The sequence below is a fragment of the Falsiroseomonas oleicola genome, from assembly GCF_019029495.1.
Lineage (GTDB): Bacteria > Pseudomonadota > Alphaproteobacteria > Acetobacterales > Acetobacteraceae > Falsiroseomonas > Falsiroseomonas oleicola.
Genome location: NZ_JAERQM010000002.1, coordinates 332,604 through 358,089, shown reverse-complemented (window position 1 = coordinate 358,089; position 25,486 = coordinate 332,604). Strand labels below are relative to the sequence as shown.

Sequence of the window (25,486 nt, the reverse complement as noted above, 5' to 3'; positions counted from 1 at the left end):
CCCCATGCTGCTGCACGGCCCCCGCCTGACCCTCCGCCCCCTGGCGCCCGGGGACCGCGATGCGGTCTTCGCGATGAACAGCGACCCGGAGGTGATGCGCCATTTCGCCGCGCCGATGGACCGGGCGGAGAGCGATGCCTGGGTGGCGCGGATGATGGCGCATCAGGCGGCACACGGCTTTTCCTTCGGCGCGGTGGACCTGCCGGGCGCCGGCTGCGTCGGCGTGGTCGGGCTGCTGGAGGTGCCCTGGCAGGCGCCCTTCACCCCCGCCATCGAGATCGGCTGGCGCATCACCCGCGCGCATCAGCGCCAGGGCCTGGCCGAGGAAGCGGCGCGGCTGGCGCTGGCCTACGGTTTTGGCCGGCTGCGGCTGGACCGCATCATCGCCTTCACCCCGCCGGCAAACGAAGCCTCCTGGCGGTTGATGGAGCGGCTGGGGATGCGGCGGCAGGGGGACTTCCTGCATCCGCGGCTGCCGGCGGGGCATCGGCTCAGCCGGCATTTCTGGTACGCGCTGGACCGGGCGGGGTGGATGGCGGCGCGCGATCTGGAGGAATGAATCGCCGCGCCGCGAAGTAACACTTGTTTCACGGACCGCCAGCCGCAACTCTATCCGCATGAAACGACCCGCCCTTGCGCTGGCCGTGGCCTGCGCCGCCCCGTTGCTCATCGCCGCCATCGCACCCGGCATCACGCCGCCGGACCTCGAACGGCTGGGCTGGCGCAAGGTGCGCTGGCAGGGCATCGAGCCCGCCCAGTTCCAGGCAACACCCTCCGGCGGCGTCCGGGTGCAGGGGCGTGGGCAGGCAGCCTTCGTGCATCGCCCCCTGCCCGGCCAGGCCACCTGCCTCGCCTGGCGCTGGCGCGTCGATGCCGGGCCGCCGCCCACCGACCTGCGCCGCAAGGGCGGCGATGACCGGGCGCTGGCGCTGACCGTGGGTTTCACGGATTACGGGCCGAATGCAGGCCTTGGCGCCCGCGCCCAGATGGCGATGGCCCAGGCCGTGGCCGGCGACCACCGCCTGCCGCGCAGCGCGCTGTCCTATGTCTGGGGTGGCACGGGGCAGGAGGCGGCGGGCGCGCCGCGCGGTTTCTTCGCCAGCCCCTGGAGCACCGCCATCTCCCGCGTCCGCATCATGCACCCCGCCGAGGCCCGGCGCGGGCAATGGGTGGAGGAGAAGGTGGATCTCGGCACAGATTGGCGCGTGGCCTTCGGCGGCCAGGCCGTGCCCGGGCTGCTGGAAGTGGCGATCGGCACGGATGTGGACGACACCAACAGCCCGATCGACGCCCAGGTGGAGAACATCCGGCTGGTCCCCTGCGGCTGAAGGCGGCTTCCCAAGTCGGCTGTCGCGACCCATGTTGCAGGGCAGCGTGACCAGACAAGACCGAGGGCCATGACAGTCAGCCGAGACGAATTCCGTGATGCCATGGCCCGGCTCGGCGCCGCGGTGAATGTGGTGACCAGCGCCGGCAGCGCCGGGCGGGGCGGCTTCACGGCCAGCGCCGTGTGTTCCGTGACGGATGATCCGCCGACTCTGCTGGTCTGCCTGAACCGCTCCTCCTCCGGCAATGCGCTGGTCAAGGCGAATGGCGTGCTGTGTGTGAATGCGCTGGCGGCCGGCCAGCGGGATATCTCGGATGCCTTTGCCGGCATTGGCGGGCTGAAGGGCGAAGGGCGCTTCGCCTTCGGCGCCTGGTCCACCTTGGCCACGGGCGCCCCGGTGCTGGAGGCCGCGGCCGTGTCCTTCGACTGCCACATCGTCGATGTCATCGAGAAGGGCACCCATAGCGTGCTGTTCGCCGAGGTCGCGGCGATCCGCCAGGGCCTGCCGGGGCGGGCGCTGATCTGGTACGGGCGCGGCTACCACCCGGTGGGGCACGACGAAGCGGCAGCGTGACTACCCCTTCACCGCCCCCGCGGTCAGCCCGGCCACGATGCGGCGCTGGAAGACGAGCACCAGCAGGATCAGCGGCACGGTGACGATGACGCTGGCGGCCATGATGCGACCCCAGGGCAGCTCAAAACTGCTGGCGCCGGTGATGAGCGCGATGGCCACCGGCACCGTCCGCATCTCATCGGTCAGGGTGAAGGTCAGGGCGAACAGGAACTCGTTCCAGGCGGCTATGAAGGCCAGCAGGCCGGTGGTCGCCATGGCCGGACCCATCAGCGGCAGGAAGATGCGGGTCAGCACGGTGAAGGGGCCGGCGCCGTCCATCATCGCCGCTTCCTCCAACTCCACGGGCATCTCCCGCAGGAAGGTGGTCAGCACCCAGACGGTGAAGGGCAGGGTGAAGATCAGGTAGCTCAGCGTCAGGCCGAGCAGGTTGTTGTAGAGGCCCAGCGCGCGGATCAGCTCGAACAGGCCCGACAGCACCGCCACCTGCGGAAACATCGACACGCCCAGGATCACCAGCAGCAGCATTTTGCGCCCGCGGAACTGCACCCGGCCGAGGGCGAAGGCGGCAGACAGGCCGAGCGCCAGGGACAGGGCAACGACGCCACCCGCCACGATCACGGAATTCAGGATGTTCCGCCCAAAAGGCTGTTCGCGAAAAACGGCCAAATAGTTGTCCCAGGCGGGGCGGGACGGCCAGGCCTCCACCGTGAACAGCGCGCTGCCCTCCTTCAGGGAGGCGACGATGGCCCAGTAGAAGGGAAAGACGGTGTAGGCGACGATCACCAGCACCAACAGGAAGAAGGCCGCGCGGCCCAGCATGCGTCCCGGCCTCCTCATCGCCCCGGCTCCGCGCCCAGCCGCAGCCGCCCGAAGGTCAGGAACAGCGCGGTGACGATGGCGATCACCAGGAACAGCCCGGTGGCCGCCGCCGAGCCATAGCCAACATCCTGGAAGTCCACGAGCTGCTGCCGCGCATAGACCGACATCGACGCCGTGGCGCGGCTGTTGCCGGTCAGCACATACATCAGGTCGAAGACCCGCAGCGCGTCCAGGGTGCGGAAGATGATCGCGACCATCAGCGCCGGCCAGATCAGCGGCAGGGTGATGCGGAAGAAGCGGCCGACCGGGCCGAGGCCGTCGATCTCCGCCGCCTCGTACAATTCCTCCGGCAGCAATTGCAGCGCCGCCAGCACCAGCAGCGCCATGAAGGGCGTTGTCTTCCAGACATCCACGGCGATGATGGCGGCCAGCGCCGTGCCGTAATCCGCCGTCCAGGCACGTGGTTCCGCGATCAGGCCGACAGCCAAGAACATCTCGTTGATGACGCCATACTGGTCATGCAGCATCCAGCCCCACATCTGCGCCGAGACCACGGTCGGGATCGCCCAGGGGATCAGCATCGCCGCCCGCAACAGCCCGCGCCCGCGCATCCTGGCGTTCAGGACCAGGGCGATGACGATGCCCAGCAGCGTTTCCAGGCTGACGGAGATGCTGGCGAAGACCAGCGTGTTGCGCACCGCCGCCCACCATTCCGGGTCGCGCGCCAGCCAGAGGTAGTTCTCCAGCCCGATGAAGCCATAATCGCCCAGCAGGTCGAGTCGCGCATCGGTCAGGGAGAAGAAGATCGTTCGCCCCAGCGGCCAGCCGGCGATGCCCGCCAGCACCAGCAGCATCGGCGCCAGGAACAGCCAGGCCCCGCGCCGCCGCGCCCGCTGCATCGGCGAGACGCTCATCGGTCCCACCGCCCGCCGCGACCGATCCGGGTCAGGTTGCGTTCCAGCCGGTCCAGCGCCGGCCCCGGCGCCACCTGCCCGGCCAGCACCACATGCACCGCGTTCCAGAATTCCGCCGAGACCTGGTTGTAGCGGCTGCCGGTGACGGCGGAGGGGCGCGGCACGGCGTTGACGAACACCTCGAACAACTCGCCGAAGAACGGGTTCGCGCCCAGCACCTCCGCATCCTCATACAGGTCGAGCCGGCTGGGGTTGAAGCCGCCGGTGATGGCACGGCGCTTCTGTTCCTCCCGACCCGTCAGATACAGCACCAGGGACAGCGCCTGTTCGGGATGGCGCGAATAGCGTGAGACGGCGAGCTGTTCGCCGCCCAGCGTCGCGCTATGCGCGCCCTGCGGTGTCGCGCTATGCGTGCCCCCTGGCCCGCCGCGCGGCAGCAGCGCCACGCCAACGCGGCCGCGCACCACGCTGTCCTCCGCGTTGAGGAGCGGCCAGGCATAGGGCCAGTTGCGCATGAAGACGGCATTGCCGGTCTGGAAGACGCCGCGCGCCTCCTCCTCCGCATAGTTCAGCACGCCGCGCGGGGTGATGGTGCCGATCCAGGACGCGGCCTGGGCGATGGCGACGCGGGCGTCCGGCGTATTGACGGAAACGCGGCCATCGGCCTCCACGATGCTGCCGCCGCCATGGCTGTGCAGCCATTCCAGCGCATTCACCGTCAGCCCCTCATAGGCGCGGCCCTGGAAGACCAGGCCCCAGAGGCGGTCCTCCCCGGCGGCGCGTTCGGCGCGCATGATGAGGCCGGCGGTCTCCGCCAGCTCCTGCCAGCTCTCCGGCACCGTGCGGCCGTGGCGTTCCAGAAGATCGCGGCGGTAGTAGAGAAGGCCCGCATTGGTCAGCCAGGGCATGGCGAGGAAGCGGCCCTCCACCGTGTTGTTGCGGACCAGCGCGGGGAAATGGCGGACACGCTCCGCCGCATCCACATGCGGGCTGAGGTCCATCAGGTGGCGCGCCAGGATGCCGGGCCAGACGACGTCGAGCTGCAGCACGTCGATATCCGCCGATCGCGCCGCCAGAAGCTGCTGGTACAGCGCCAGCCGTTCGGTGCTGCCGCTGGGGGTGGAGACCATGGTGATGCGGTTGCCGGTCTGCCGCGCCCAGGCCTCGGCGCCTTCACGGCACAGCTCCAGCTCCATGCCCACGGCGCCGCAGGATATCGCCAGCGTGACCTGGGCCCGCGCCGGAGGCGCGCTCACCTGGGCCGCCGCCGGTGCGATCGCCAGGGCCACGGCGAAGCCGATGGCCGCGCGCCATGCCATGCGCATTCCCTCCCCCCGGCGTTTCCGTTCCGGGCAGGACAACGCGAACGGAAGGTCGGCGCAACCGCCGGTCGCGGCTTCGTGAAGCCGGCGCTACCACTCCCCGTAGAAGACGCCCGCCGCCTTGTGCCGGTCGGTGCGCAATTCGGCCTCCGCCCAGGTCAGGGTCGTGCGGCGCTTCAGCCCGGTGAACCAGGTCAGCAGCCTTTCGCGCATGGCGGCCCGCACCGGCTCGAACGCCGGATCGGCGCCAAGATCGAAAAACTCCTGCGGGTCGGCCTGCAGGTCGAACAATTGGGGGCGGTAGCCGCTGGTCCAGTGCACGTATTTCCAGCGCGCATCGCGCAGCATCCAGGCGTGGTGCTGCCCCACCTTCTCGCCCAGCCGCCGCCGCGCACCACGAAAGGTCCAATCCAGCTCGGAGACCACCGAATCACGCCAGGGCACGCCTTGGCCGCGCGTCAGCGGCAGCAGCGACCTTCCCTCCAGCAGATGCGGTGCGGGATCGAGGCCGAGCGCGTCCAGAAAGGTCGGCACCAGGTCGATCGCCTCCACGAAGCGGTCATCGACGGTGCCGCGCGTGGCATTGGCTTCCGGCGAGGGGTCGTAGACCAGCATGGGCACGCGCTGCACGCAGTCGTGGAACAGCTCCTTCTCCCCCATCCAATGGTCGCCGAGGTAGTCGCCATGGTCGGAGCAGAAGACCACCAGCGTGTCCTGCCAGCGCCCCAGCCGGGTCAGTGTGTCCCACACCCGGCCGAGATGGTCGTCGAGCTGGGTGATGAGGCCCTGATAGGCCGGGCGGACGGTGCTGATGCAGTCATCCTGCTGGAAGCTTTCCGACACTTCCTCCCTCTGCCATTCGCGCAGCAGCGGATGTGCCTCCGCCCCCCGCTCCGCCGGGTGGCGCGCGACGGGCAGGCATTGATTGGCGGAATACATCGCGTGGTAGGGCGCGGGGGCGATATAGGGCCAGTGCGGTTTCACGAATGACAGGTGCAGAACCCAGGGCGTTTCGCCCTGCTGCTCCATGAAGGCGATGCCCTGGTCCGCCGTATAGGCCGTTTCGCTGTGTTCCTCCGCCACGCGCGCGGGCAGGCGGGCATTGCGCATCTTCCAGCCGTTATGGACCTGGCCTTGCGCGTCCTGCACGGCGATGACGTAGTCGGTCCAGGGATCGGCGCTGTCGTAGCCCTTGCCGCGCAGCCAATGGGCATAGGCGCTGTCGGGCTCGGCATGGTGGCCATCATGGCGATCCACCAGCGTGAACCAGCCCTCCCGCAACAGCGCGGCCAGGTCGTGCTGGCCATCGAGCCGCAGGCGCTTCATGCCATGCGCGTCCGGCAGGACATGGGTCTTGCCGGCCAGGGCCAGGGTCCGCCCCGCCTCCCGCAAATGCCAGCCGAGCGTCACCTCTCCGACAGAAAGCGGCACGCGGTTGTGGGTGGCCCCATGCGAGGAGACATAGCGGCCGGTGTAGTAGGACATGCGGGAGGGGCCGCAGATACCTGACTGCACATAGGACTGAGAAAAACGCACGCCGCGGGCGGCCAGCGCATCCAGGTTCGGCGTCTTCAGGAAGGGATGGCCGGCGCAGGCCATGTGGTCCCAGCGCAGCTGGTCGCACATGATGAACAGCACATTGCGCGTGGCCATCGGCCTTGTCCCCCCAGGTTCCGTCCCGCAGCATAGGGGCCAACAACACGCCTGGGGAGAAGCGGATGAGACTGTCCCGACGCGCGGCCCTGGCCGCGGCGCTGACCTTGGCCGGCAGGCCGGCTTTGGCCCAGGGTGGCGACCCGCTGCGCATCATCGCCGCCTTCCCGCCCGGCGCGGCGCTGGACGGCATCGCCCGGCTGCTGGCGGAGGCCGCGCCAAGGCTCGGCCTGGGCACTGCCATGGTGGACAACCGCCCCGGCGCCAATGGCAATATCGCCGCGGCGCTGACCGCCCGCGCCGCGCCGGATGGCCGCACCCTGCTGCTGGCGATCGACAGCAGCTTCACGGTCAACCCGCATGTCTATGGCAATCTGGGATTCGACCCGGCCGCGCTGCGGCCCGTGGCGGTGGCCGGAACCTATCCGGTGGTGCTTCTGGTGCATCCCTCCGCCGGGATCGGGACGCTGGCGGAATTCCTCGACCGGGCGCGGCGGCAGCCGGTGCAATATGCCTCGGCCGGCTATGGCTCCCCGGGGCATCTGGCGATGGAACATCTCAGCCATTCGCTTGGCCTACGGCCCGGGCAGTTGGAGCACATCCCCTTCCGCGGCAATGCCCAGGCGGTGACGGAGCTGCTGGCCGGGCGGGTGCAGGCCGGCTTCATCGCTATCTCCGGCGGGGCGGAAATCGTGAAGGATGGAAGGCTGCGGGCACTGGCCATTTCCGGCCCGGCAAGGCTGCCGATGCTGCCCGATGTGCCGACCGTGGCGGAGCAGGGCCATGCCGGCTTCGACATCCGCTTCGCCTATCTGCTGATGGCGCCGCGCGACGTGCCGGAGGCCGCGCGGGCGGCGGCGGCCCGGCTGGTCGCCACGGTCTTCGCCGACCCGGCGGCGCAGGCGCGGCTGGCCAATTGGGCCGTGACGCCGGAGGCCGGGGACGGCGCGGCGGCGGAGGCCTGGGTGGCGCGAGCTTCCGGCAGGTGGCGGGAGGTGGTGCAGGCGACGGGGATGCGGGTGGAATAGGGGCGGCACCGCGCCGCCCCCTCCCGGCAGGCTACATCTCGGCGTAGGTGCCGTTGCGCCAGACGTAGAAGACATAATCCGGCACGGTGACATCGCCCTTCTGGTCGAAGTTGATGTCGCCCAGCACGCTGGCCCAGGGGCCGCCGGACTTCAGCAGGGCGGCGATGCGGCGCGGATCGGTGCCGCCCGCGCGGGTCGCGGCCGCCGCCCAGATCTGCATGGCGGCGTAGGTGTAGAGGACATAGCCCTCCGGATCGACATTGCGGGCGCGGAAGCGCTGCACCACCTGCGCCGCGGTCGGGCGCTTGCGGGGGTCGCTGCTGAAGGTCATCAGCGTGCCCTCACCGGCCGCGCCGGTGATCTGCCAGAACTCGTTGGTCACCAGCGCGTCGCCGCCGATCAGGGTCAGGTTCATCCCGACTTCCTTGGCCTGGCGCAGGATCAGCCCGGATTCGGTGTGGTAGCCGCCGACATAGACCACGCCGATCTCCGCCTGCTGGAGGCGGGAGACGATGGCCGAATAGTCGCGCTCGCCGGGGGTATAGGCGGAATACAGCGTCTCCGTCACACCCGCCGCGTTCAGCGACTTCTTGGTCTCCTCCGCCAGGCCACGGCCATAGGCGGTGTTGTCGTGCAGGATGGCGATGCGGCGGTCGCGCATGTTCTGGGCGATGTAGCGCCCGGCCACCAGGCCCTGCTGGTCGTCGCGACCGCAGACGCGGAAGGTGTTCCAGTCGCCACTATCCGTATAGGCCGGGTTGGTCGAGGCCGGGCTGATCTGCAGCACGCCTTCCTCGCCATAGACCTTGCTGGCTGGGATGGAGCTGCCGGAGCAGAAATGCCCCGCCACCAGCGCCACGCGGCGGGAGGCGAGCTGGTTGGCGACGGAGACCGCCTGGCGCGGGTCGCAGGCATCGTCGCCCACTTCCAGCGCAAGCTGCCGGCCGAGCACGCCGCCGGCGGCGTTGAGGTCGGTGATCGCCTGTTCGGCACCCGCGCGCATCTGGCCACCGAAAGCCGCATACTGCCCGGTCATCGGCCCCGCGGTCGCCACCCGGATCGGGCCGGAACCCTGGGCGAAGGCACCACGTCCGCCCGCCAGCAGCATCGGTGCGGCCAAGCTGCCGCCAAGCATCGTCCTGCGCTTCATCATCCCACCCACTCCCTGTTTCAGGGCGCCATTGGCCCGGTGACGCAAGGGTAAGCGAGTGTCGGGGCGCCTGACCAGCGTCAGAGAATGCGCGGGGGCTCGATCGCGTCGATCGCCTGCGCCATGGCGATGTCCCGCTCCGAGAGGCCGCCGGCATCATGGGTGGTCAGCAGGATCTCCACCCGGTTCCACACATTGGACCATTCCGGATGGTGATCCAGCTTCTCCGCCAGCAAGGCCACACGGGACATGAAGGCCCAGGCGGTGGAGAAATCGGCGAAGCGGAAGCGGCGGGTGATGGCATCCCGCCCCTCCGCCAGCTGCCACAGCGGCAGGGTATGGGGCAGTTCGGCGCGGGTCGCGGCATCCAGCGGACGGATCATGGCGGGGTGTTCTCCCTCATCGGACTTGACGCCGGCGGCGGCTGCGGGAAGGAAGCACCCGATGACCCGATTCCACCACCCCCCCACGCTTGAGGACATCGTGGAGATGGCCGAGCAGGCCTTCTCCGCCATTCCCAAGGAGCTGCGCGACCTGGTCCGCGGCGCGGCCATCGTGGTGGAGGAGGTGGCGGATGACGAAACCGCCGCCGAACTCGGCTTCGAGAGCCCCTGGGCGCTGACCGGCCTGTATCGCGGCGTGCCGATGACCCAGAAGAGCGTCTTCGACGCCCCGGGCGAGCCCGACAGCATCACCCTGTACCGGGAACCGATCCTGCTGGAATGGGTGGAGACCGGAGAGGATCTGTTCCGGCTTGTCCGAAATGTGCTGATCCATGAGATCGCGCATCATTTCGGCTTTTCGGACGATGATATCGACCGGCTGGAGAGCGAGTAGCGAGGCCGCCGCGTGGCCTCTCCCCCTGACAGGGGGAGAGGGCCTTGCGGTTACGCCTCCACGGGCACCGGCACCGTGCTCATCCAGCCATGCGCATCCGGCAGTCGGCCGTATTGGATGCCGATGATGCTGTCATACAACTTCTGGGTCAGCGCGCCGGTCTGGCCATTGCCGATGCTGATGCGGTCGCCCTTGTAGCCCAGCTCGCCCACCGGGGAGACAACGGCGGCGGTGCCGGTGCCCCACATCTCGGTCAGCCTGCCCTCGCGCCCGGCCTGCATCACTTCCTGGATGCTCACCGGGCGTTCGGAGACGGTGTGGCCCCAGTCGCGCAGCAGGGTCAGGATGGAGTTGCGGGTGACGCCATCCAGGATGGTGCCGGCCAAGGGCGGGGTCACCACCTCGTCGCCGATCTTCATCATGATGTTCATGGTGCCGACCTCGTCGATCCAGCGCCGCTCCACGCCATCCAGCCACAGCACCTGGGTGAAGCCCTGGCGCTCCGCCTCCTGCTGCGCCGAGAGGGAGGCCGCGTAGTTGGCGGCGGCCTTGGACTCGCCGAGGCCGCCCTGCACCGCGCGCACATGCGTGTCGGTCGCCAGGATGCGGACCGGCTTCACGCCTTCCTTGTAATAGGCGCCGACCGGCGAGCAGATGACGAAATAGGTGTAGCTGTGCGACGGATGCACGCCGAGCATCACATCGGTCGCGATCACGGTCGGGCGGATATAGAGGCTGGTGCCCTCGGTCCGCGGCACCCAGTCATGGTCCACGCCGACGATCGCCTCGAAGCTCTGGCGCACGAGGTCGGCCGGGATCGGCGGGATGCAGAGGCCGGCGCAGGACTTGCCGAGGCGCTCCGCATGGCGCTGGGCGCGGAACAGGCGGATGGTGCCATCGGCGCCGCGATAGGCCTTCAGCCCGTCGAACACCGCCTGGGCGTAGTGCAGCACGGTGGTCGCCGGGTCCATGCTGAGCGGGCCGTAGGGGACGATGCGCGGATCGTGCCAGCCCTTCCCCTCGACATAGTCCATCAGGAACATGTGGTCGGTGAAGCTCTTGCCGAAGGCCAGGGCGGAGTCCGGCTGCCGCGGCTTCGAGTTGCGCGTGAGGGTGGTGGGGAAGCGGGCGGACTGGGTCATGGCGTCTGTCGCTCTCGGTTTTTATTGCGTGTGACCCGATGCTATCGCAACACCCATGCGTAAGGGAGCCACCGAAGCTAACAATGCACCCATGCGCCGGAGGCATAATAGGTCAGCTACACTGCCGTAGTGGGACGCCAGTCGCCTGGCGCCCCCATGAGACTAATTGCCCATGCGCACGAAGCGCAGCGGGAACCAGTTGTCGGCCAGCTGCTGGAGCTGGACGTTGCTGCGCGCCGCCCAGATCACCGTCTGCTGGTGCAGCGGGGCGTGGCCGGCCTGTTCGGTGTGGATGCGCATCGCCTCCTCCACCATGGCGTTGCGCTTCGCGACGTCGGTTTCCACCGCCATCAGGCCCACCAGCTCGTCGAAGCGGGCGTTGCTGAAGCCGCCGACATTGAACATGCCGCGATTGCCTTCCCGCGACGCCATCAGGTTGAAGAAGGCGTTGTGGGCGTCGTAGGTGTTGGGGGTCCAACCCAGCATGTAGAAGCTGGTGTTGTAGCGCGGGCCCAGGATCTCGGCGAAGTAGCGGGCGCGGGTCTGGGCGTTCAGCGTCACCCGGATGCCGACGCGCGCCAGCATGGAAACCGCCGCCGTGCAGATCGCCTCGTCATTCACGTAGCGGTCGTTCGGGCAGTCCAGAGTCACGCCGAAGCCGTTGGGATAGCCGGCCTCGGTCAGCAGGCGGCGCGCCAGGTCGGGGTTGTAGGCCGGGATCTGGTCCCGCGCCTCGGTATGGCCGTTCACCCCCGGGCCGATCATCAACCCGGTGGCACGGGCCTGGCCGCGCATGACGGTGCGGACGATCGCGGCGCGATCCAGCGCATGGTTGAAGGCCTGGCGCACCCGCACATCCTGGAAGGGATTGCGGCCGCGCACATCGGACTTCAGCAGTTCCGGCCGAAGCTGGTCGAAGCCGAAATAGATCGTCCGCAGTTCCGCCTGCTGGTGGATGGTGATGCCATTGGTGCGGGACAGGCGCTGCGTGTCCTGCGGCGGCACGGTGTAGACCATGTCCACCTCGCCCGAGAGCAGGGCGGCCACGCGCGTCGCGTCATTGGCGATGACGTTGAACTCGACGCGGGTCAGGTTGTGCTCCGCGCGGTCCCACCAGCCGGGGTTCGGCGCCAGCACCGTGCGGCGGTCCGGCTCCCGGCTCACCAGGCGGAACGGCCCCGTGCCCATGGCGTTGCGCGTCGCGAAATTCTCGGCGCCCGAGGTCAGGTCGGCGCTGCGGGTGGCGTTGTTCGCCTCGGCCCAGCGCTGCGACATGATGCCGATGCCGGTGATCTCCTCCAGGAAGATCGGGTTCGGCGCCGTGGTCTCGATTTCCAGCGTGTGGTCGTCGATCGCGCGCGCTTCCTTCACGCTGGCCAGGCTGCCGCCGACATTGCTGCCCTGGGCCTTGGCGCGGGTGTAGGAGAAGACGACGTCCTGCGCGGTGAAGGGCGTGCCGTCCTGGAAGGTGACGCCGCGGCGCAGCTGGAAGCGCCAGACGGTCGGGCTGGGCTGCGTCCAGCTCTCGGCCAGCGCGGCCTCGACCTGGAGCTGGCGGTTCCGGCGCACCAGCGGCTCATAGATATTGCCGTTGAACATCAGCAGGAAGGTTTCCTGCCGCGCATAGGGGTCCATGGAATTGACGTCGCCGTCATTGGCCCATCGGAACAGGTTGGCCTGGGCGGCCATCGGCACGGCGCAGGCGGTGCCGGCCAAGAGCGCGGCAGCGAGAAGGTGGCGACGCATGGAGTCTCCTGATTCTTCGATCCCGCGAAGACTACCGGCATCCGCCGGGAAGGAAACCCGCATCAACGCAAAACGGGGACCCCAAGGGGTCCCCGTTCGGCAGGCACGACATTCAGGAAAGATCAGGCCGCGCGCAACGCGACCACTGTCTCAGGCCGCGCGAAGCGCGACCACTGTCTCAGGCCGCACGAAGCGCGCGAGGCAGATCGGCCACCGCGCGGTCGATCAGCACGGCGTCCTTCTCGGCATCCATGGTCTGCGCCAGCACGTCGCGCGCCGCCTGGCCGGCGATCTCGGCGGCGGCGTTGCGCACCTCGGCGACCGCGGAGGCCTCCGCGGCGGCGATGCGGTCCATCGCCATGCGCTCACGCCGCTTGGCGGATTGCTCCGCCTCCAGCGCCGCGGCCTCGGCCACGCGGCCGGCCTCGACGCGGGCGCGGGCGATCATCTGCTCCGCCTCCGCCAGGGCGGCGGCGCGGTCGGCCTCGGCCTGCCGGCGCATCGCCTCGGCCTCGACCCGCAGGCGGGACGCCTCGGAAAGCTCCGACTGGATGCGGGCGCCGCGGGCGTCCAGCATGCCGGTGATCCGGCTCCAGGCCATCTTGCCGACCAGCAGCACGAACAGCACGAAGGACATGGCGACCCAGAACTTCGGGTCGAGCCAGAAATGCGCGTAGTGATGGGCCATGGCGGCGGGTCCTTACGCTTGGCCGCGCGCGACGAGCGCACGGTCCACCGCGGCACCCACCGCGGCTTGGTCGGCCTCACCGGTCAGGCGCTGCAGCACGGCGACCGTGGTCTCGGTGGAGACCTGGCGCAGCGACCGCATGGCGGAATCCCGCGCCGCGACGATGCGGCCCTCGGCCGCCTCGATCTGCTGCGCCAGCCTCGCGGCCAGGGCTTCCGACCGCTGGGCGGATTCGGCCTGCGCCGCCTGAAGGGCAGCGGCGATGGCGGCCTGTGCCTCGGCACGGGCCTTGGCGGTCGCCTCGCGATGCGTCGCCATGGCCGCATCGGCTTCGGCCTTCGCCGCCTGGGCGGCCTCGAGGTCACCCTCGATCCGGCGCCGGCGATCCTCCAGCACCGCCTCCACGCGCGGCAGCGCGTAGGTGGCGAGCACGAAGTAGAGGACTCCGAAGATGATCAGCAACCAGACGATCTGGGCGATCATCAGCGGGTTGCCGAAATCGAGCTGCGGCATGATGTTCCCCGTCAACGTCCCTGATGCGCGCCAACCCCCTTGGCCGGCGCGCCACTCGCACGTCGCGGCCGGCACGTGCCGGCCGCGAAAATCAGGCGAACAGGATCAGGAAGGCGATCAGCAGGGCGAACAGCGCCACGGCTTCCGTCAGCGCGAAGCCCAGGATGCCGATCGGGAACACGGCATCGCGGGACGCCGGGTTGCGGGCCACGGAGGCGATCAGCGTGGAGAAGATGTTGCCAAGGGCCAGGCCGACGCCGAACAGGGCGAGGACCGCGATGCCGGCACCGATCGCCTTCGCAGCAAGCACGATTTCCATGAAAGTAATCCTTTTCGACGTCGAGAGGGTGGATCTTGGTCCGGCGCGCGGGGCGCCTGCCTGAGCCGGAGCGGCCTAGTGCAGGTGCACCGCGTCGTGGAGGTAGATGCTGGTCAGGATCGCGAAGACATAGGCCTGGAGGAAGGCCACCAGGATCTCGAACCCGATCAGCAGCACGTTCACCGCCAGCGGCAGCGTGGCCACGAGGGGCCCCACCGCGCCGAGCGCCCCGAGCATGACCACGAAGGTGGCGAACACCTTCAGCAGCACGTGGCCGGCGACCATGTTGGCAAACAGACGCACCGAGAGGCTCACCGGGCGCGAGAGGTAGGACACCACCTCGACCGGCACGATGATCGGCGCCAGCCACAGCGGCGCACCCTCGGGGAAGAAGTAGCCGAAGAACTTCCGGCCATGCAGCGCCAGCGCGACCGCGGTGATCACCACGAAGACGATCAGCGCCAGGCCGAAGGTCACCGCCAGATGGCTGGTATAGGTGAAGGCGTAGGGGAACAGGCCCAGCATGTTGCCGAACAGCACGAACATGAACAGCGTGAAGACGAAGGGGAAGAAGCGCTTGCCGCCATGCCCCACCTGGCTGTCGACGATGCCGTGAACGAATTCGTAGGATGATTCGGCCAAGGATTGCAGGCGCCCCGGCACCACGGCGCGGGCGGCCATGCCGAACATCAGGAGCGCGGTGATCAGCCCGGCCGCCAGCAGCATATGCGCATTGGACTGGGTGAAGCCGACGGCGGCGCCGACCGGCCCGAAAACGGGGGCAAGCTCAAACTGGCTCAGGGCGTCGATCGATCCGGATTCGGCGGCCACTCGCAATCTCCCGTCCCCCCGCGAACGGGGGAGCATACTTGCCGCGCTGCGGCAGCCTCTAATCCTGCTTCCCGGAACTGCGCCGAGGGTCGAACAAACGATAGACGTTCATCACCCCTGCGACGCTGCCGATAACGAAGAACAGCAGGAAAAGCCACGGCCAGGTACCGAGCCAGCGATCCAGGTACCAGCCAAGGGCAATGCCCACGACCAGCGCCGAAACCACCTCGACACCGGCGCGGAAACCAACACTCGCGCTGCTCCCCGACAGAGGACCGTTGAGGCGCGGCTTGGGATCCATCCCCTGCCGTGCCCGGGCCTGCCGGAGCCTTTGCTCGAAGCCGTCGTCTTCCGCCACCCGTCGCTCTCCCCTGCGGCGCCCCGCCCGGAAGGCGGCCCGCTCCTACGGTGTAGGGGCCGGGGTGTCAAGGTGATGAACGCGCTGCAACATGGCTTCGCCGCCGTAAGCGCCCCTACTCCCCGATGAACCCGCCCGACTGCCGCTGCCACAGATTGGCATAGACGCCGCGCTGCGCCAGCAATTCCGCGTGGCTTCCCTGCTCCGCCACCCGCCCCTGCGACAGCACCACCAGCCGGTCCATCCGCGCCAGGGTGGACAGGCGATGCGCCACCGCGATCACCGTCTTACCCGCCATCAGCCGTTCCAGGCTGGCCTGGATCGCCGCCTCCACCTCCGAGTCGAGGGCGCTGGTGGCCTCGTCCAGCAGCAGGATGGGCGCGTCCTTCAGCAGCACCCGGGCGATCGCCACGCGCTGGCGCTGGCCACCCGAGAGCTTCACCCCACGCTCCCCCACATGGGCGTCATAGCCGGTGCGGCCGCGCCAGTCGGACAGGGCCATGATGAAGTCATGCGCCTCCGCGCGTTCCGCCGCCGCCACCACCTCCGCCACGCTGGCCTCCGGCCGGCCGTAGCGGATGTTCTCCAGGATCGAGCGGTGCAGCAGGGCCGTGTCCTGCGTCACCACGCCGATCGAGGTCCGCAGGCTTTCCTGGGTGACCCCGGCGATGTCCTGGCCGTCGATCAGGATGCGCCCGCCCTCCGGCGTGAAGAAGCGCAGCAGCAGGTTGATGGCGGTGGTCTTGCCCGCCCCGGAATGGCCGACCAGCCCGACCCGCTCCCCCGGTGCGATGTCCAGGTCGAAGTCATGCAGCACGGCGCCGCGCGGCGGCGCGCCGATGGCACTCGCCCGGCCATAGCCGAATCGGACCTGCTCGAAGCGAATCGCGCCCTGGCGCACCGCCAGCGGCTTCGCCCCCGGCGGATCAGGCGCGGTCTGCGGCACGGCGATGCTGCCCATCGCCTCCTGCACCACGCCGATATTCTCGAAGATGCCGGCCACGTTGAAGGCGACCCAGCCGGAGATATTGGCGATCTGCCAGGCCATCGGCAAAGCCGAGGCCACCACCGCCAAGGGAATCTCCCCCCGCGACCACAGCCAGATGGCCAGCCCCGCGGTGGAGGTCAGCATGGAGGCATTCAGCGTGGACAGCAGGAAGCCGTTCAGCGTCACCAGCCGGGTCTGCCGGGCGAAATCGCGATTGAGCTGCTCCACCCCCTCCCGCACCCAGGCGTCTTCCTGTTCGGCGCGGGCAAACAGCTTGACGGTGACGATATTGGTGTAGCTGTCCACCACCCGCCCGGTCAGCAGGCTGCGCGCCTCGCTGGCTTTCCGCGCGCGGTCGCGCATGCGCGGCACGATCAGCCGCAGCAGCGTGGCGTAAAGCGCGAACCAGACCAGGATCGGAATCGCCAGCCGCCATTCGGTCGACGCCAGCACCAGCACCGCCCCGGTGCCATAGACCAGGATGTACCAGACGGCATTCACCGACTGCACGACCGATTCGCGCAACGCCGGGCCGGACTGCATCACCCGGTTGGCGATTCGCCCCGCGAAATCCTCCTGGAAGAAGGTCCAGCCCTGGCGCACCACCTGCCAATGGCTCTGCCAGCGGATCATGGAGGTGACGGCGGGAATGATCGCCTGCTGCGTCACCAGGTTCTGGCAGAGTATGGCGGTCGGCCGGGCCAGCAGCAGCACAGCCGCCATGCCGGCCAGCGTGCCGCCGGCCTCCGCCCAGATCCGCTGCGGCCCATGCTGTTCCAGCAGGCCGACGACGCGGCCGATGAAGACCGGGATCAGCAGGTCGAGCAGCGCCACCGTCAGCCCGGTGGCGAACAGCAGCCCGAACAGCGCCCGCGCCTGGCGCGCGAAATGCCAGTAGAAGCCGGTCAGCCGCGCCGGGGGCGGGGCTTCGGGCACGGGAACCCCGAACCAGCGCGCGGCGCGGGCCCCGGGTGGCGCCACCGGATCGACGGCGCGCTCGAAGAGACGGAACAGGAACATCGACGGCACAACGCGCCGTCATCGGGGCGGCGTCAACGGGGGGCGCGGATGACAAATTGAGGGGGCGTTGCCCCCTCAAGCTCCCCCACCAAGGGGCAGTGGCCCCTTGGGACCCTCGACTTTAGCCATCCAAGCGGACGTTCGCGGCCCTTGCGACTTCCCGCCACTTGGCGATCTCGGCCTTGATGAAGGCGCCATATTCCTCGGGCGTGCCGGGGTCGGGGAAACCGCCGAGCTGGAGCATGCGGGCCGAAACCGCGGGATCGCGCAGGATCGCCACGGCATCGGCATTCACCTTGCGGATGATATCGGCGGGCGTGCCGGCGGGGGCGACGATGCCGGACCAGCCCAGCGCCTCGAAGCCGGGCGACACCGTCTCCGCCACCGTCGGCACATTCGGCAATTGCGGCGTGCGTGCCCGGCCGGTGACGGCCAGCGCCTTGATGCGGCCGCCCTGGATATGCGGCAGGGCGGAAGCCAGGCTGTCCACCATCACCTTCACATTGCCACCCAGCAGATCCGCCATGGCCGGCCCGCTGCCGCGATAGGGCACGTGCTGCATCTGCAGGCCGAGCCTGTGCGACAGCATCTCCGCCGTCATGTGCTGCGCCGTGCCCGGCCCGGCGGAGGCATATTGCACCTGCCCGGGCTGCGCCTTGGCCAGCGCCACGAAGCCGGCGATGTCATTCGCCTCGAAGCTCGGATGGGCGACGAAGATCAGCGGCAGAGTGAAGATATTGGTGACCGCGGCGAAATCCTTCTCCGCGTCATAGGGCAGCCGCGACATGACGGAGGGGTTCACGCCCAGCGTGCCGGAGGTGCCGATGCCCAGCGTATAGCCATCCGCCGTGGCGCGGGCCACCGCATCCATGCCGATGGCCCCGGCCCCGCCGGCGCGGTTTTCCACCACCACCCGCTGCGGCCAGCGCTTCGACAATTCATCGGCCATGACGCGCGCGAAGATGTCGGCGGCCTGGCCCGGCGGAAAGGGCACGATCATGCGCACCGGCCGTTCCGGCCAGTTCCCCTGGGCCCGGGCGCTGGCCAGGGCCGGCAAGGCCAGGGTGGCGCCAAGCAAAGCGCGGCGTGTGGTCATCGGATGGTCTCCCCCATGCACCGGCGGTTGTCCCGCCTGCTTTCCCGACGCCAAAGCGCGCCATCAAGGCGCGCGCCAGCGAATGGGCTAACGCATGCATTGTTGGGGGCCGCAGCCTCGGCGGTCAAGCCACGCTGCGGCTACCCGCGCCCTCCGCCTGCCCGCGCGCGACCTCGGACAGCGCCTCGGCCGGCATCGGCCGGCCCAGCAGGAAGCCCTGCGCATGGTCGCAACCAAGCTGGCGCAGCACGTTGAGCTGCGCCTCCGTCTCCACCCCTTCCGCCACCACCTCCGCCCCCAGCCCATGCGCCAGCCGCATGATGGCATCGGCGATCCGCCGGCCCGGCACGGAATCCGCTGTCGCCGGTTCGCCCAGGCCGAGGATGAAGCTGCGGTCCAGCTTGATGACGTCGAAGGACAGGTGCTGGAGATAGCCGAGCGAGGAATAACCGGTGCCGAAGTCGTCGAGGGCGATGCGCACGCCCAGCCCACGCAGCGCCTCCAGGTTCCGCCGGGCCGTCTCGGCGCAGCGCAGGAACAGACCCTCCGTCACCTCCACCTCCAGCAGCGCCGGGTCGCAGCCGGTCTCGGCCAGCGCCGTCTCCACCAGCCGCAGGCCCTGGTCGGCGCCGAAATGCCCCGCGGAGAGATTGACCGCGACCGGCACTTCCAGCCCCTGCAGGCGCCAGGCCATCGCCTGGCGGCAGGCGAGATCCAGCACCCGCTGGGTGATCGGGTGGATCAGCCCGGTCTCCTCCGCCACCGGGATGAACGTGCCCGGGGACACCAGGCCGCGTTGCGGATGCTGCCAGCGCAGCAGCGCCTCGCAGCCCTTCAGCCGGCCCGTGGCGATGCTGAACTTCGGCTGGAAGACAAGGAAAAGCTGGCCGAGATCCAGTGCCTGGCGCAAATCCTCCTCCATCTGCCGGCGCAGCCGCAGCACCTCCTCCTGTTCCTGCGTGAACATCACCGCCTGGCCACGGCCGCCCGCCTTGGCGCGGTACAGCGCGATGTCGGCGCGGCTCAGCATCATCTCGACCGTGGTGCCATGCTGCGGCGCCACGGCGGTGCCGATGCTGGCGCCGGAGCGGAGCGTATAGCCCTGCAGGCGATAGGGCTGGGCCAGCACATGGATCAGCCGCTCCGCGAAGACCGTGGCCTCTGCCTCGTTGCGCAGCCCGGGCTGGATCACGGCGAATTCGTCGCCGCCCAGTCGCGCCAGCATGTCCTCGGGGCGCATCGCGGCGCGCATCCGGGCCGTGGCGGCCAGCAGCAACTGGTCGCCCACCGGATGGCCCAGGCTGTCATTCACCTCCTTGAAGTGGTCGAGGTCGATGCAGTGCACCGCCAGCATGCGATCCGGTGCGGCGCGACCCAGCAGCGCCTGAAGCCGGGTGCCGAACAGCAGCCGGTTGGGCAGGTCGGTCAGCGTGTCATGCTCCGCCAGGTGGCGGATGCGGCGGTCGGCGCTGCGCTGTTCCGTCACATCCAGCGCCACCCGCACCACCCGCACCAGGTCGGTGCCGGCGAAGACCGGGGCGGTGCTGACCATCAGGGTCAGATCCTCGCCATTCGGCCGGCGGACGTGCTGTTCCTGGGTCGGCAGCGCCACGCCGGTCGCCAGCACGCGCTCGATATCCTCCTCCACCCGCGACGAGGCGCCGATCTCGGTGGCGCGGCGGCCCAGCGCCGCCGCCTCATCCTCCAGCCGCGCGAGATTGAGGCCGGCCTCGTTCATCAGCACGATCCGCCCGTCGGGGTCGAAGGCGGCGATGCCGACGGGCAGCGCGTCGACCAGGACGCGCAGGGTGCGCTCGGCCTCCGCCGCCCGCTGGCCGCCGCGGGCGATCAGCAGCAGCAGCAGCAGCACCGAGAGCAGCAGCCCGCACAGGCTGGCCACGAAGATCACGCCCAGTTGGCGGGAGTTGACGCGCGCCACCTCCACCGCCCTGCGCCGTTCGGTATGCAGATCGAGGTTCAGCCGGGTCAGCAGCAGGTCGACTTCGCCGACCACGGCGTCGATGCGGGCGAAGGTGGCCGCGTCGCCCGCCCGAAGCAGCAGGATATCCGGCTCGATCTGCTCCATCGCAGCCTGCATGCCGGCGACGACGTCGCTGCTGTCCTGGAGCGTGCGTGTCGTCGCCTCCTCCGCCCCCTCCAGCAGCGGCAGGCGGCTCAGCAGGATCTCGTAGCGCTCCAGCAGCCGGTCCTGGTCCCAGCCCGGCTCGCCCCGATGGTGACGCTGCAGGGCCAGGCCGAAGCGGTGCAGCTCCACCAGCGCCTGGGTGCTGAACCAGATGGAGACGCGCTGGCTGCCAGCCTCCAGCCGGAACTGCTCGCGCGCCCGCTGCAAGGCCGCGCCGACCGAGATGACGAGCAGGACAACGGCCGCCAGAAGCAGCGTGGCACTGCGCCAGCCGGTGCCGTGGAACCTCAGGCGCCCCCGGCGCGGCATCCGGCCTCAGCTCACATCAATGTGGCGAAGCTGCCAGATGGCCCGGTCTCGATAGACGGATCGGTCGAGATCCGGCCGGGCCGACCAGGGGTAGATCAGCCAGATGGGGCCGCGATCGCGCACCCGCAGCGGCACCCCATCCTGGCGCGTGGCGAGGAAGGCGCCGTGACGGTCGGCATCCTCGCGCGGCAGGTTCACCGCATAGTCGTTCAGGGCCGTGGCGCGCAGCTGGTCACCCTGCGCGCCCACGGCCCGCAGCAGCCGGGCGAGGGGGACACCGCTGAAATGCAGCGTATCGGCACCCGTCCAGGTCGTGCGGGTGCGCAGCGCCTCCAGGCCCAGCGCCTCCAGCTCCGCAAGGTCGAAGCTGCGTTCCGCCCCGGTGATGCGTCCGGTGACACGCAGGATGACGCGGCCGCGCTGCGGCTGGGCCTGCACCGGCAAGGCGGCGAGAAGCGGAATAAGCACGAGGCTGCGGCGCCGCATGGCGGAATTCCAGATCGGAGAGATCACGTCGCATTTTTTGCGCGGTCGCCCAGTCTCGCTCACAATTCGATGAAAATAGTTAACGCGACGAAGGAAATCGCCGTGATGGGCCTGGCCAGGGAATCAGCCCGGCGCGCCCTCCACCATCTCCACCGCCCTTTGGAGATCAACGCTCAGCAGGCGGGAGACGCCGCGTTCCTGCATGGTCACGCCGTACAGCCGGTGCATCCGCCCCATGGTCAGCGGGTGATGGGTGACGATCAGGAAGCGGGTGCCGCCGCGCCCCTGGTCGTCGCCGGCCGCCATCACCTCCAGCAGGTCACACAGGCGCTCCACATTGGCGTCGTCCAGCGGCGCATCGACCTCGTCCAGCACGCAGACCGGCGCGGGATTGCAGCGGAACACGGCGAAGACGAGCGACAGCGCCGTCAGCGCCTGTTCCCCGCCCGAGAGCAGGTTCAGCGAGGACAGCTTCTTGCCCGGCGGTTCCGCGAAGATTTCCAAGCCGGCCTCCAGCGGGTCGTCGGAGCCGACCAGGGCCAGATGCGCCTTGCCGCCGCCGAACAGGCGGGTGAACAGCGCGCGGAATTCGGTATCGACCTTGTCGAAGACCACCCGCAGCCTTTCGCGGCCTTCCCGGTTCAGATGCCCGATCACGCCGCGCAGCTTGGCGATGGCGGTGGCCACTTCCTGGCGCTCCGCCTCGATCCGGGCGCGGGTGGCGTCCAGGTCGTTCAGCTCGGCCTCGGCGCGGAGATTGACCGGGCCCATCTCCTCCCGCTCCTTGGTCAGCCGCTCCATCTTGCGGCGGGCCTTGTCCTCGGCCTGGTCGGTCAGCTCGGGGACCTCCCGCGGCAGAGGCGGGTGACCCTCGCCGAGGCGTTCGACGATGCGCTCCTCCACCGCCAGGGCGGCGGCCTCCGCCTGGCCGGCGGCGCCCTCCATGCGGAGCTGTGCCTCGCGCGCCTGGGCGAAGGCGGCATCGGCGCCGCGCCGGGCGATCGCGGCCTCCCGGTCCTCGGTCTCGGCGGCGGTCAGCGCGGCGGCGGCTGCCTTGTGGGCGGCCTCGGCCTCGGCCAGGGCGCGGCCGGCGGCGGCGCGCTGGGCGGCGGCGGTCTCCGGCGCCTCGGCCAGGGCATCGCGCTCGGCGGCGGCGGCGGCGGCGCGCTGGGCGAGTTCCTGGCGGCGGCCGGCGGCCTCCGTCCTGCGGCGCGCCCATTCCGCCCGCTCCGGCCCGATCGCCGCCTGGCGCTGGGCGATGCGGGTGGCCTCCGCCGCCAGCGTCGCGCGGCTGTCGCGGCAGCCGGCCTCCGTGTCGCGGGCCTGGGAGAGGGCGAGGCGCGCCGCCTCCACCTGCGCGCGCAGCGCGGCGAGGTCGGGGGCGGCGGCGCGGGCGGCCTGGGCCTCCGCCAAAGCCTTCGCGGCGGCCTCATGCTCGGCGGTGATGCGGGCGAGTTCCGGGGTCAGCGCGGCCAGCCGCGCTTCCGCCTCCGCCGCCCGCGCGGCGAGGCCGCGCGCCGCGTCGCGCGCCGATGTCAGCCGGGATTCGGCGCCGCGCCGGGCCTCGCGCGCGGCGGTCTCGGCGCGGGTTGCCGACAATTCCTCGGCGGCGGCGGCGCTGCGGGACTGGCGGGCGGCGGCGGCGTCGGGGGCGGCGGCGCGGGCGATGCGCGCGGCCTCCAGCGCCGCGGTCGCAGCCTGCACCTCCTGTTCAAGGCGCGCCAATTGGGGGGCGATGGCGGCGAGGCGCTGCTGCGCCTGCTGGTCGCGCGCGGTCAGCCGGTCCAGCGCCGTGGCGGCGAGGTTGGCGCGGCGTTCGGCGGTGGCGCGCGCCTCCCGCTGCCTTGCCTCGGCGCCGCGCGATTCCTGCTCGGCCGCGGCGGCCTCGGCGCGGGCCTGGCCGGCGGCGCCGGCGGCGGCCTCGGCCTTGTCGAGCCGGGCGGTGGCGGCGCGGAGCGCATTGCGCTGGGCGAGGCGGACGGCGCCGGGGGTGGGAATGCCGGGCAACAGCCCCTGGCCGTCCCAGCGCCAGACGGCGCCATCCTCCGTCACCAGGGACTGGCCGGGCTTCAGCAACGACTGAAGTGACGCGCCATCGGCGCCCTTGGGCAGCAGCCCGACCTGGGACAGCGCACGGGCCAGCGCATCCGGCGCTTCCACCAGCCGGGCCAGCGGCGTGGCGCCGGCCGGCAGGGCCGGCATCGGGTCGAGCGGCGGCAGCACCCGCCAATGGCGCGGCGCGTCGGTGTCCAGCGCCGCGTCCAGCCCCTCCCCCATCGCCGCGCCCAGCGCGGCTTCCAGGCCGGGCGGCACGCCGATGCGGTCGAGCACCGTCTCGGCGCCCCCGCCCACTTCGCGGGCGCGCAGCACATCGGCGAGGGCCGTGGCCTCCGCGGCGGCGCGGGCGCGGGCGGCGCCGGCCTCGCTGGCGGCGGTGCGGGCGGCCTCATGCCGGGTCTGGGCGGCGGCGCGGGTCTTTTCGGCGGCGTCGAGCGCGGCGCGGACCTCGGCCAAAGCGGCGGTGGCCGCCTGCGCCTCGGCGCGGCCGGCGGCCATCTCGGCCTCCGGCACGGCCCCGGCGCGGGCGGCGTCGCGTTCGGCGGTGAGGCGCGCCTGCTGTTCGGCGCCGCGCCTTGCGGCGGTTTCGGCGGCCTGGAGTTCGGCCGTGGCGCGGGATTCGGTGGCCTCCGCCTCGGAGGCCAGGCGGCGGGCCGCCTCATGCGCCGCCTGGGCGGTGGCGCGGGCGGTCTCGGCGGCGGAGAGCGCCGCTTCGGCCTCGGCGAGCGCCGATTCGGCCTCCGTCACCCGCGTTGCCGCCGCCGCGCGGGCTTCCTCCGGGATTTGCGCCTGCTGGGCCGCCGCATGATCGGCCGTGATCCTGCGGTGCTGTTGGGAGAGGCGCTCGGCGCGCGTCGCCGCCTCGGCCTCGGCAACTGCCAAAGCATTGGCCTGGGCGGCGGCCTCGGCGGCGATCTGGGTGGCGCGGTCGGCGGCTTCCACGGCAGCAGCGACGGCGGCGATGGCGGCCTGTTCAGCGGCCTCGGCATCGGCGCTGCGGCCGGGCAGTTCGGCGGCGATCCGGGCAAGTTCCTCGCCCTCCGCCGTCAGGCGTGCCTCGGCGGTGTCGGCATCCGCCTCCACCCGCGCGGCGTGGTCCAGGTCTTTTGCCAATGCGGCATGACGTTGCACGGCGCCGGCCAGCGCTTCCCGCGCGCGGGCTTCCTCGGCGCCCAGCGTCTCCGCCTCCACGCGCCGGCGTTCCAGCGCGGTGCGGGCATTGCCTTCCGCCGCGCGCGGCGCCGGCAGGCCCTGTTCGGCGGCGAAGGCCCGGCGCACCGCGGCCTCGGCAGCGGCCTCTGCCTGACTGGTCGCATGGCGGGCATGGGCAAAGGCGTCGCGCGCCTGGGTCAGGGCGGCCTGGGCGCGAGCCCGCAGAATGGCGAGCCACTCCACCTCCGCCTCCCGCACCAGCCCCGACAGGTTGCGGTAGCGCGCGGCCTGGCGGGCCTGGCGTTGCAGGTTCTGGCGGCCGGATTCCATCTGGCCGAGCAGATCCTCCGCCCGGCCGAGATTGGTCTCCGCCTGGCGCAGCTTGAGTTCGGCCTCATGCTTGCGGGCGCGCAGCCCGGCGATGCCCGCCGCTTCCTCCAGCACCGCGCGGCGTTCCTCCGGCCGGGCGGAGATCAGCGCGGCGACGCGGCCCTGGCTGACCATGGCGGAGGACCGGGCGCCGGAGCCGATATCGGCGAACATCGTCTGCACATCGCGGGCGCGCAGCTCGCGGCCATTCACCCGGAAGGAGCTGCCCTCCCCCCGCGCGATTTTTCTCGAAATCTCCAGATCCTGGGCTTCGGCATTGGGGGGCGGGGCGAGGCCGCCGGCTTCCTCCAATGTCAGCGTCACCTCGGCCAGGTTGCGACCGGGCCGGGTGGAGGTGCCGGCAAAGATGATGTCGTCCATCTCGCCGCCGCGCATGGCGCGGGCATTGGTCTCGCCCATCGCCCAGCGCAGGGCCTCGACGACATTGGACTTGCCGCAGCCATTCGGGCCGACGATGCCGGTCAGGCCGGGCAGCACCTCCACCACCGTGGCCTCGGCAAAGGACTTGAAGCCCGCGATGCGCAGCTTGGTCAGCCGCGCGCGGCGCGCGGCCTCGACTTGCTCTTCGGTCCGTGCCGGCTCGTCGGGGGTTTCACCCGGCTGCTCTGCCGGCACGGACT

The 25,486-nt window shown here is 70.6% G+C and carries 23 protein-coding genes; 5 read left to right on the top strand and 18 right to left on the bottom strand.

Annotation, left to right across the window (positions count from 1 at the left end):
• The first annotated feature begins 4 nt into the window (after nucleotides 1–4).
• The 3 genes from JJQ90_RS08530 to JJQ90_RS08520 all read left to right on the top strand — a co-directional run bounded on the left by JJQ90_RS08530 (nucleotide 5) and on the right by JJQ90_RS08520 (nucleotide 1,901).
• On the top strand, nucleotides 5–559 hold the full coding sequence (locus tag JJQ90_RS08530) for a GNAT family N-acetyltransferase (protein ID WP_216874352.1): 555 nt from the start codon (nucleotides 5–7) through the stop codon (nucleotides 557–559).
• Nucleotides 560–617: 58 nt separating this feature from the next.
• Complete coding sequence (locus JJQ90_RS08525) at nucleotides 618–1,328, top strand: DUF3047 domain-containing protein (protein WP_216874350.1); 711 nt, start codon at nucleotides 618–620, stop codon at nucleotides 1,326–1,328.
• A 69-nt stretch (nucleotides 1,329–1,397) separates the two neighbouring features.
• Nucleotides 1,398–1,901, top strand: coding sequence for a flavin reductase (locus tag JJQ90_RS08520; protein WP_216874348.1), 504 nt, complete (start codon nucleotides 1,398–1,400; stop codon nucleotides 1,899–1,901).
• Here JJQ90_RS08520 and JJQ90_RS08515 read toward each other — a convergent pair whose 3' ends face one another.
• The 4 genes from JJQ90_RS08515 to JJQ90_RS08500 all read right to left on the bottom strand — a co-directional run bounded on the left by JJQ90_RS08515 (nucleotide 1,902) and on the right by JJQ90_RS08500 (nucleotide 6,609).
• Nucleotides 1,902–2,720 carry a carbohydrate ABC transporter permease gene (locus JJQ90_RS08515; protein WP_230410496.1) on the bottom strand — a complete coding sequence of 273 codons (819 nt, stop codon included), beginning with the start codon at nucleotides 2,718–2,720 and terminating at the stop codon, nucleotides 1,902–1,904.
• A gap of 14 nt (nucleotides 2,721–2,734) precedes the next feature.
• Nucleotides 2,735–3,634 carry a carbohydrate ABC transporter permease gene (locus tag JJQ90_RS08510; protein WP_230410495.1) on the bottom strand — a complete coding sequence of 300 codons (900 nt, stop codon included), beginning with the start codon at nucleotides 3,632–3,634 and terminating at the stop codon, nucleotides 2,735–2,737.
• Nucleotides 3,631–4,953, bottom strand: a complete 1,323-nt coding sequence (locus JJQ90_RS08505; RefSeq protein WP_216874344.1) for an ABC transporter substrate-binding protein — start codon at nucleotides 4,951–4,953, stop codon at nucleotides 3,631–3,633. Before JJQ90_RS08505 ends, JJQ90_RS08510 begins: the two co-directional genes overlap by 4 nt.
• Before the next feature lie 93 nt (nucleotides 4,954–5,046).
• Nucleotides 5,047–6,609: a sulfatase-like hydrolase/transferase gene (locus tag JJQ90_RS08500; protein WP_216874342.1), complete on the bottom strand. Its 1,563-nt coding sequence runs from the start codon at nucleotides 6,607–6,609 to the stop codon at nucleotides 5,047–5,049.
• Nucleotides 6,610–6,674: 65 nt separating this feature from the next.
• On the opposite strand from JJQ90_RS08500, the gene JJQ90_RS08495 reads away from it, so the two are divergent.
• A complete protein-coding gene (locus tag JJQ90_RS08495) occupies nucleotides 6,675–7,637 on the top strand; it encodes a Bug family tripartite tricarboxylate transporter substrate binding protein (protein WP_216874339.1) in 963 nt (320 codons plus the stop codon).
• A gap of 31 nt (nucleotides 7,638–7,668) precedes the next feature.
• Here the strand turns inward: JJQ90_RS08495 and JJQ90_RS08490 are convergent, their stop codons facing one another.
• Nucleotides 7,669–8,790: a branched-chain amino acid ABC transporter substrate-binding protein gene (locus tag JJQ90_RS08490; RefSeq protein WP_216874337.1), complete on the bottom strand. Its 1,122-nt coding sequence runs from the start codon at nucleotides 8,788–8,790 to the stop codon at nucleotides 7,669–7,671.
• Between the two features lie 77 nt (nucleotides 8,791–8,867).
• Nucleotides 8,868–9,170: a 4a-hydroxytetrahydrobiopterin dehydratase gene (locus JJQ90_RS08485; RefSeq protein WP_216874335.1), complete on the bottom strand. Its 303-nt coding sequence runs from the start codon at nucleotides 9,168–9,170 to the stop codon at nucleotides 8,868–8,870.
• A gap of 61 nt (nucleotides 9,171–9,231) precedes the next feature.
• Between JJQ90_RS08485 and JJQ90_RS08480 the strand changes: the two genes are divergently transcribed.
• Nucleotides 9,232–9,624 carry a metallopeptidase family protein gene (locus JJQ90_RS08480; protein ID WP_216874333.1) on the top strand — a complete coding sequence of 131 codons (393 nt, stop codon included), beginning with the start codon at nucleotides 9,232–9,234 and terminating at the stop codon, nucleotides 9,622–9,624.
• 50 nt (nucleotides 9,625–9,674) lie between these two features.
• Here JJQ90_RS08480 and JJQ90_RS08475 read toward each other — a convergent pair whose 3' ends face one another.
• The 12 genes from JJQ90_RS08475 to JJQ90_RS08420 all read right to left on the bottom strand — a co-directional run bounded on the left by JJQ90_RS08475 (nucleotide 9,675) and on the right by JJQ90_RS08420 (nucleotide 25,481).
• Nucleotides 9,675–10,766: a branched-chain amino acid aminotransferase gene (locus JJQ90_RS08475; RefSeq protein ID WP_216874331.1), complete on the bottom strand. Its 1,092-nt coding sequence runs from the start codon at nucleotides 10,764–10,766 to the stop codon at nucleotides 9,675–9,677.
• 162 nt (nucleotides 10,767–10,928) lie between these two features.
• The gene (locus JJQ90_RS08470; RefSeq protein ID WP_230410494.1) at nucleotides 10,929–12,512 is read right to left on the bottom strand and encodes an ABC transporter substrate-binding protein; all 1,584 of its coding nucleotides are present in this window, start codon (nucleotides 12,510–12,512) and stop codon (nucleotides 10,929–10,931) included.
• A gap of 178 nt (nucleotides 12,513–12,690) precedes the next feature.
• Nucleotides 12,691–13,200, bottom strand: coding sequence for a F0F1 ATP synthase subunit B family protein (locus JJQ90_RS08465; RefSeq protein ID WP_216874329.1), 510 nt, complete (start codon nucleotides 13,198–13,200; stop codon nucleotides 12,691–12,693).
• Nucleotides 13,201–13,212: 12 nt separating this feature from the next.
• Nucleotides 13,213–13,713 carry a F0F1 ATP synthase subunit B family protein gene (locus JJQ90_RS08460; RefSeq protein WP_216874327.1) on the bottom strand — a complete coding sequence of 167 codons (501 nt, stop codon included), beginning with the start codon at nucleotides 13,711–13,713 and terminating at the stop codon, nucleotides 13,213–13,215.
• A gap of 91 nt (nucleotides 13,714–13,804) precedes the next feature.
• Entirely contained in the window at nucleotides 13,805–14,032 is a 228-nt protein-coding gene (locus tag JJQ90_RS08455; RefSeq protein WP_216874325.1) for an ATP synthase subunit C family protein, read from the bottom strand.
• A 75-nt stretch (nucleotides 14,033–14,107) separates the two neighbouring features.
• Entirely contained in the window at nucleotides 14,108–14,863 is a 756-nt protein-coding gene (locus JJQ90_RS08450; protein ID WP_216874323.1) for a F0F1 ATP synthase subunit A, read from the bottom strand.
• Nucleotides 14,864–14,921: 58 nt separating this feature from the next.
• Nucleotides 14,922–15,221: an AtpZ/AtpI family protein gene (locus JJQ90_RS08445; protein WP_329959411.1), complete on the bottom strand. Its 300-nt coding sequence runs from the start codon at nucleotides 15,219–15,221 to the stop codon at nucleotides 14,922–14,924.
• 115 nt (nucleotides 15,222–15,336) lie between these two features.
• On the bottom strand, nucleotides 15,337–17,229 hold the full coding sequence (locus JJQ90_RS08440) for an ABC transporter ATP-binding protein (protein ID WP_329959410.1): 1,893 nt from the start codon (nucleotides 17,227–17,229) through the stop codon (nucleotides 15,337–15,339).
• A gap of 121 nt (nucleotides 17,230–17,350) precedes the next feature.
• Nucleotides 17,351–18,325, bottom strand: a complete 975-nt coding sequence (locus JJQ90_RS08435) for a Bug family tripartite tricarboxylate transporter substrate binding protein (protein WP_216874322.1) — start codon at nucleotides 18,323–18,325, stop codon at nucleotides 17,351–17,353.
• A gap of 124 nt (nucleotides 18,326–18,449) precedes the next feature.
• Nucleotides 18,450–20,780 carry a putative bifunctional diguanylate cyclase/phosphodiesterase gene (locus JJQ90_RS08430; protein WP_216874321.1) on the bottom strand — a complete coding sequence of 777 codons (2,331 nt, stop codon included), beginning with the start codon at nucleotides 20,778–20,780 and terminating at the stop codon, nucleotides 18,450–18,452.
• 6 nt (nucleotides 20,781–20,786) lie between these two features.
• Nucleotides 20,787–21,266 carry a molybdopterin-dependent oxidoreductase gene (locus JJQ90_RS08425; RefSeq protein WP_216874320.1) on the bottom strand — a complete coding sequence of 160 codons (480 nt, stop codon included), beginning with the start codon at nucleotides 21,264–21,266 and terminating at the stop codon, nucleotides 20,787–20,789.
• Between the two features lie 123 nt (nucleotides 21,267–21,389).
• Complete coding sequence (locus JJQ90_RS08420; protein WP_329959409.1) at nucleotides 21,390–25,481, bottom strand: chromosome segregation SMC family protein; 4,092 nt, start codon at nucleotides 25,479–25,481, stop codon at nucleotides 21,390–21,392.
• Between the last annotated feature and the right edge of the window lie 5 nt (nucleotides 25,482–25,486).

Excerpts from the sequence above, each read along its gene's own strand:
- JJQ90_RS08520 (WP_216874348.1), top strand. The coding sequence starts at position 1,398 with ATGACAGTCAGCCGAGACGAATTCCGTGATGCCATGGCCCGGCTCGGC.
- JJQ90_RS08435 (WP_216874322.1), bottom strand. The coding sequence starts at position 18,325 with ATGACCACACGCCGCGCTTTGCTTGGCGCCACCCTGGCCTTGCCGGCC.
- JJQ90_RS08455 (WP_216874325.1), bottom strand. The coding sequence starts at position 14,032 with ATGGAAATCGTGCTTGCTGCGAAGGCGATCGGTGCCGGCATCGCGGTC.
- JJQ90_RS08480 (WP_216874333.1), top strand. The coding sequence starts at position 9,232 with ATGACCCGATTCCACCACCCCCCCACGCTTGAGGACATCGTGGAGATG.
- JJQ90_RS08500 (WP_216874342.1), bottom strand. The coding sequence starts at position 6,609 with ATGGCCACGCGCAATGTGCTGTTCATCATGTGCGACCAGCTGCGCTGG.
- JJQ90_RS08470 (WP_230410494.1), bottom strand. The coding sequence starts at position 12,512 with ATGCGTCGCCACCTTCTCGCTGCCGCGCTCTTGGCCGGCACCGCCTGC.
- JJQ90_RS08465 (WP_216874329.1), bottom strand. The coding sequence starts at position 13,200 with ATGGCCCATCACTACGCGCATTTCTGGCTCGACCCGAAGTTCTGGGTC.
- JJQ90_RS08515 (WP_230410496.1), bottom strand. The coding sequence starts at position 2,720 with ATGCTGGGCCGCGCGGCCTTCTTCCTGTTGGTGCTGGTGATCGTCGCC.
- JJQ90_RS08485 (WP_216874335.1), bottom strand. The coding sequence starts at position 9,170 with ATGATCCGTCCGCTGGATGCCGCGACCCGCGCCGAACTGCCCCATACC.
- JJQ90_RS08475 (WP_216874331.1), bottom strand. The coding sequence starts at position 10,766 with ATGACCCAGTCCGCCCGCTTCCCCACCACCCTCACGCGCAACTCGAAG.
- JJQ90_RS08495 (WP_216874339.1), top strand. The coding sequence starts at position 6,675 with ATGAGACTGTCCCGACGCGCGGCCCTGGCCGCGGCGCTGACCTTGGCC.
- JJQ90_RS08430 (WP_216874321.1), bottom strand. The coding sequence starts at position 20,780 with ATGCCGCGCCGGGGGCGCCTGAGGTTCCACGGCACCGGCTGGCGCAGT.
- JJQ90_RS08440 (WP_329959410.1), bottom strand. The coding sequence starts at position 17,229 with ATGTTCCTGTTCCGTCTCTTCGAGCGCGCCGTCGATCCGGTGGCGCCA.
- JJQ90_RS08505 (WP_216874344.1), bottom strand. The coding sequence starts at position 4,953 with ATGGCATGGCGCGCGGCCATCGGCTTCGCCGTGGCCCTGGCGATCGCA.
- JJQ90_RS08490 (WP_216874337.1), bottom strand. The coding sequence starts at position 8,790 with ATGATGAAGCGCAGGACGATGCTTGGCGGCAGCTTGGCCGCACCGATG.
- JJQ90_RS08425 (WP_216874320.1), bottom strand. The coding sequence starts at position 21,266 with ATGCGGCGCCGCAGCCTCGTGCTTATTCCGCTTCTCGCCGCCTTGCCG.
- JJQ90_RS08460 (WP_216874327.1), bottom strand. The coding sequence starts at position 13,713 with ATGCCGCAGCTCGATTTCGGCAACCCGCTGATGATCGCCCAGATCGTC.
- JJQ90_RS08525 (WP_216874350.1), top strand. The coding sequence starts at position 618 with ATGAAACGACCCGCCCTTGCGCTGGCCGTGGCCTGCGCCGCCCCGTTG.
- JJQ90_RS08510 (WP_230410495.1), bottom strand. The coding sequence starts at position 3,634 with ATGAGCGTCTCGCCGATGCAGCGGGCGCGGCGGCGCGGGGCCTGGCTG.
- JJQ90_RS08530 (WP_216874352.1), top strand. The coding sequence starts at position 5 with ATGCTGCTGCACGGCCCCCGCCTGACCCTCCGCCCCCTGGCGCCCGGG.